Source organism: Martelella sp. UBA3392 (assembly GCF_002358775.1).
Taxonomy (GTDB): domain Bacteria; phylum Pseudomonadota; class Alphaproteobacteria; order Rhizobiales; family Rhizobiaceae; genus Martelella; species Martelella mediterranea.
The window spans coordinates 1839-6002 of the sequence record NZ_DEPM01000097.1 but is presented as its reverse complement, the minus strand read 5'-3'; the positions used below and the strand labels follow the sequence as shown (position 1 = coordinate 6002).

Genomic DNA, 4164 nt, shown 5'->3' with positions numbered 1-4164 from the left:
GCATCGCCGTCGGCATGGCCACCAACATCCCGACCCACAATCTGGGCGAGGTGATCGACGGCTGCATCGCGGTGATGGAAAATCCCGCGATCGAACTGCCGGAACTGATGCAGATCATCCCGGGCCCCGATTTCCCGACCGGCGCGCAGATTCTCGGCCGCGCCGGCATCAAATCGGCCTATGAGACCGGCCGCGGCTCGGTGATCATGCGCGGACGGGCCACGATCGAGCCGATGCGCGGCGATCGCGAGCAGATCATCATCACCGAAATTCCCTATCAGGTGAACAAGGCGACGATGATCGAGAAGATGGCCGAACTGGTGCGCGACAAGCGCATCGAGGGCATTTCCGATCTGCGCGACGAGAGCGACCGCGAAGGCTATCGCGTCGTCGTCGAACTCAAGCGCGACGCCAATGCCGAGGTCATCCTCAACCAGCTTTATCGCTATACGCCGCTGCAGACGTCCTTCGGCTGCAACATGGTGGCGCTGAACGGCGGCAAGCCGGAACAGCTCACCCTGCTCGATATTCTGCGCGCCTTCGTTTCCTTCCGCGAAAGCGTGGTCAGCCGGCGCACAAAATATCTACTCAGGAAGGCGCGCGATCGCGCCCATGTGCTGGTTGGTCTGGCCATCGCTGTTGCCAATATCGACGAGATCATCAATCTGATCCGCCGTGCGCCCGATCCGCAGACGGCGCGCGAGCAGTTGATGGAACGGCACTGGCCGGCCCGGGATGTCGAGGCGCTGATCCGCCTGATCGACGACCCACGCCACAAGATTTCCGAGGACGGCACCTATCAGCTTTCCGAGGAACAGGCCCGCGCCATTCTCGAACTGCGGCTGTCGCGCCTGACCGCGCTCGGCCGCGATGAAATCGGCGACGAGCTGAACAAGATCGGCGACGAGATAAAGTCCTACCTCGAAATCCTGTCATCGCGGCAGAAGATCCAGGAGATCATCAAGGAAGAGCTGATCGCGGTTCGCGACGAGTTCGGCACGCCCCGCCGCTCCGAAATCCTCGAAGGCGGTCCGGATATGGACGACGAGGATCTGATCGCCCGCGAGGACATGGTCGTGACCGTGTCGCGCAACGGCTATATCAAGCGCGTGCCGCTGACCACCTACCGCGCCCAGCGGCGCGGCGGCAAAGGTCGCTCCGGTATGGCGATCCGCGACGAGGATTTCGTCACCCGCCTGTTCGTGGCCAATACCCACACGCCGGTGCTGTTCTTCTCCTCGCGCGGCATCGTCTACAAGGAGAAGGTCTGGCGTCTGCCGATCGGCACGCCGCAATCACGCGGCAAGGCGCTGATCAACATGCTGCCGCTGCAGCAGGGCGAGGCGATCACCTCCATTCTGGCGCTGCCGGAGGATGAGGAAAGCTGGGCCGAGCTCGACGTGATGTTCGCCACCACGCGCGGAACCGTGCGCCGCAACAAACTGTCGGACTTCGTGCAGGTGAACCGCAACGGCAAGATCGCGATGAAGCTCGACGACGAGAATGATCGCATCCTTTCGGTCTGGACCTGTACGCCGGATGACGACGTGCTGCTGACGACGGCGATGGGGCAGGCCATCCGCTTCCCCGTTCCCGCCATTCGCGTCTTCGCCGGCCGCAACTCGATCGGCGTGCGCGGCATCGGCCTTGCCGAGGGCGACGAGGTGATTTCGATGACCATCGTCAGCCATGTCGACGCCGAGCCGTGGGAACGGGCCGCCTATCTGAAGCGGGCAGCGCTCGAGCGCCGCACCGAAACCGGGGAGGGCGAGGATATCGCGCTTGTCGGCGAGGAAGTGGCGGAAGAGGGCGTCTTGAGCGATGACCGTTATGAGGAGTTGAAGTTCCGCGAGCAGTTCATCCTGACCGTGACCGAAAAGGGCTTCGGCAAGCGCTCGTCCTCCTATGACTTCCGCATCTCCGGACGTGGCGGCAAGGGCATCCGCGCCACCGACACCTCCAAGACGGACGAAATCGGCCGGCTGATTGCCGCCTTCCCGGTTCTCGACGGCGACCAGATCATGCTGGTCACCAATGCCGGGCAGTTGATCCGGGTGCCGGTCTACGACATCCGCATCGCCAGCCGCACCGCCAAGGGCGTCACGGTGTTCAAGACCGGCGCCGAGGAAAAGGTGGTCTCGGTCGAGGTCATCAGCGAGCCTGACGACGATGAGGCGATCGAGGACGCTGTCGAAGCCGGAGTCGATGTCGAGGCCGGCAGCGAAGGCGCGGCCGAGGCGACGGGCATCCCTGACGAGGGAACCGACGAGACCTGATCGGCGAACAACGGGAATGAAGACTGGAGCCGGGCCCTGCGCCCGGCTTCTTCGTTTGACCGATCCGTTTGCAGCCTGAACCGGCTTGCAGCCCGGCACTTTCCGTGACAAAAGGCCGTGACCGGAAACGGGGCCGAGGACGCAACGAAGCACATGGCGAAGGCATTTTACACAGGTTCGTTCGACCCGATGACCAACGGGCATGTCGATGTGGTGCTGCAGGCGCTGAACGTCGCGGAAAAGCTCGTCATCGGCATCGGCGTGAACGCCGGCAAGACGCCTTTGTTCACCTTCGAGGAGCGGGCGGACTTTCTGAGGCGGGGCGTGGCTGAAAACCTCCCGGAGCGGGCAGGGGATGTCGAGGTGATCGCTTTCAGCGGCCTTGCCGTCGATGCCGCGCGCGGGGCCGGCGCCAGCCTGATCATCCGCGGACTGCGCGATGGCACGGATTTCGACTACGAGATGCAGATGGCCGGCATGAACGGCGAGATGGCCCCGGAGATCCAGACCGTTTTTCTGCCGGCGAAACCGGCGTCGCGTCCGATATCGGCCACATTGGTGCGTCAGGTCGCGGCCATGGGCGGCGATGTGGCGCGCTTTGTGCCGGATTACGTGGCGGCGGCATTGAGAGCAAAACATTCGCGGTAGCCTGGTGAGGAAACCTTTTTCAAGGAGAACGACATGCGCAATATGATTGCGGGACTGGCAGCGGCGACGCTGATTTCGACATTCGCGGGTACGGCCATGGCTGCCGACACCCTCACCTTCAACACCACCGAAGGCCCGTTCACCATCGAGCTCTTCGAAGATCTCGCGCCGCAGAATGCCGCACGCGTCAAGGCGCTGGCGGAAGAGGGCGCCTATGACAACGTCGTCTTCCACCGCGTGATCGACGGCTTCATGGCCCAGACCGGCGACGTCCAGTTCGGCGATACCGAGGACGGCTACGACCTGAACCGCGCCGGCATGGGCGGTTCCGACATGCCGGACCTGCCGGCCGAGTTTTCCGACGTGCCGTTCAAGCGCGGCGTTGTCGGCATGGCCCGCGCGCAGGATCCGAACTCGGCCAATTCGCAGTTCTTCGTCATGCTCGAGGATGGCCCGTTCCTGAACGGCCAGTACACCGTGATCGGCGAAGTGGTCGACGGCATGGACAATGTCGACAAGATCAAGAAGGGCGATCAGGCCCAGAACGGCAAGGTCAGCGATCCGGACCGGATCCTGGACGTTACCGTCGGACAGTAAGTTTTGAACCCGCCTTGCCGGACCGGCAGGGCGGGCAAACCGCCACAGGAGAAAATGATGGCCGAAATCAAGGACCCGGAAAACACCTTCATCATGGAAACGACCAAGGGCAAGGTCGTGATCGAAGCGTTTCCGAACGTCGCCCCCAAACATGTCGACCGCATCCGCGAACTGGTGCGCGAGGGCGCCTATGACGGCGTCGTGTTCCACCGCGTGATCGCCGATTTCATGGCCCAGGGCGGCGATGTCGAGCACGGCAACAAGACCTCGGATAAATTCAACCCGGGCCGCGCCGGCACGGGCGCATCGAAGAAGCCGGACCTTCCGGCCGAATTCTCCGCCACCCGCCATGTGCGCGGCACCTGCTCGATGGCGCGTTCGCAGAACCCGAACTCGGCCAACTCGCAGTTCTTCATCTGCTTCACCGATGCCCCTTGGCTCGACAAGCAGTACTCGGTCTGGGGCCAGGTGATCGAAGGCATGGACGCCGTCGACAAGTTCGAAAAGGGCGAGCCGGTCCGCAATCCCGACCATATCATCTCGATGAAGGTTGCAGCGGACGTTTGATGCGGGAAGAGGGCGACGCCCTCTTATCAATCTCCCCCCTTGAGGGGGAGATGCCCCGACAGGGGCAGAGAGGGGT

4 protein-coding genes are annotated in these 4164 nt (G+C 63.2%); all 4 read left to right on the top strand.

The genetic code is table 11. The annotated features are described in order from the left end of the window. Positions 1–2276: DNA gyrase subunit A (locus B4E36_RS07300; protein WP_345900179.1), on the top strand; the 2276-nt coding region annotated here is incomplete at its 5' end. Between the two features lie 153 nt (positions 2277–2429). Next, complete coding sequence (gene coaD, locus B4E36_RS07295; RefSeq protein WP_345900178.1) at positions 2430–2924, top strand: pantetheine-phosphate adenylyltransferase; 495 nt, start codon at positions 2430–2432, stop codon at positions 2922–2924. A 33-nt stretch (positions 2925–2957) separates the two neighbouring features. Then, the gene (locus tag B4E36_RS07290; protein WP_292059745.1) at positions 2958–3521 is read left to right on the top strand and encodes a peptidylprolyl isomerase; all 564 of its coding nucleotides are present in this window, start codon (positions 2958–2960) and stop codon (positions 3519–3521) included. A 57-nt stretch (positions 3522–3578) separates the two neighbouring features. After that, entirely contained in the window at positions 3579–4088 is a 510-nt protein-coding gene (locus B4E36_RS07285; RefSeq protein ID WP_018063290.1) for a peptidylprolyl isomerase, read from the top strand. The last annotated feature ends 76 nt before the right edge of the window (positions 4089–4164 follow it).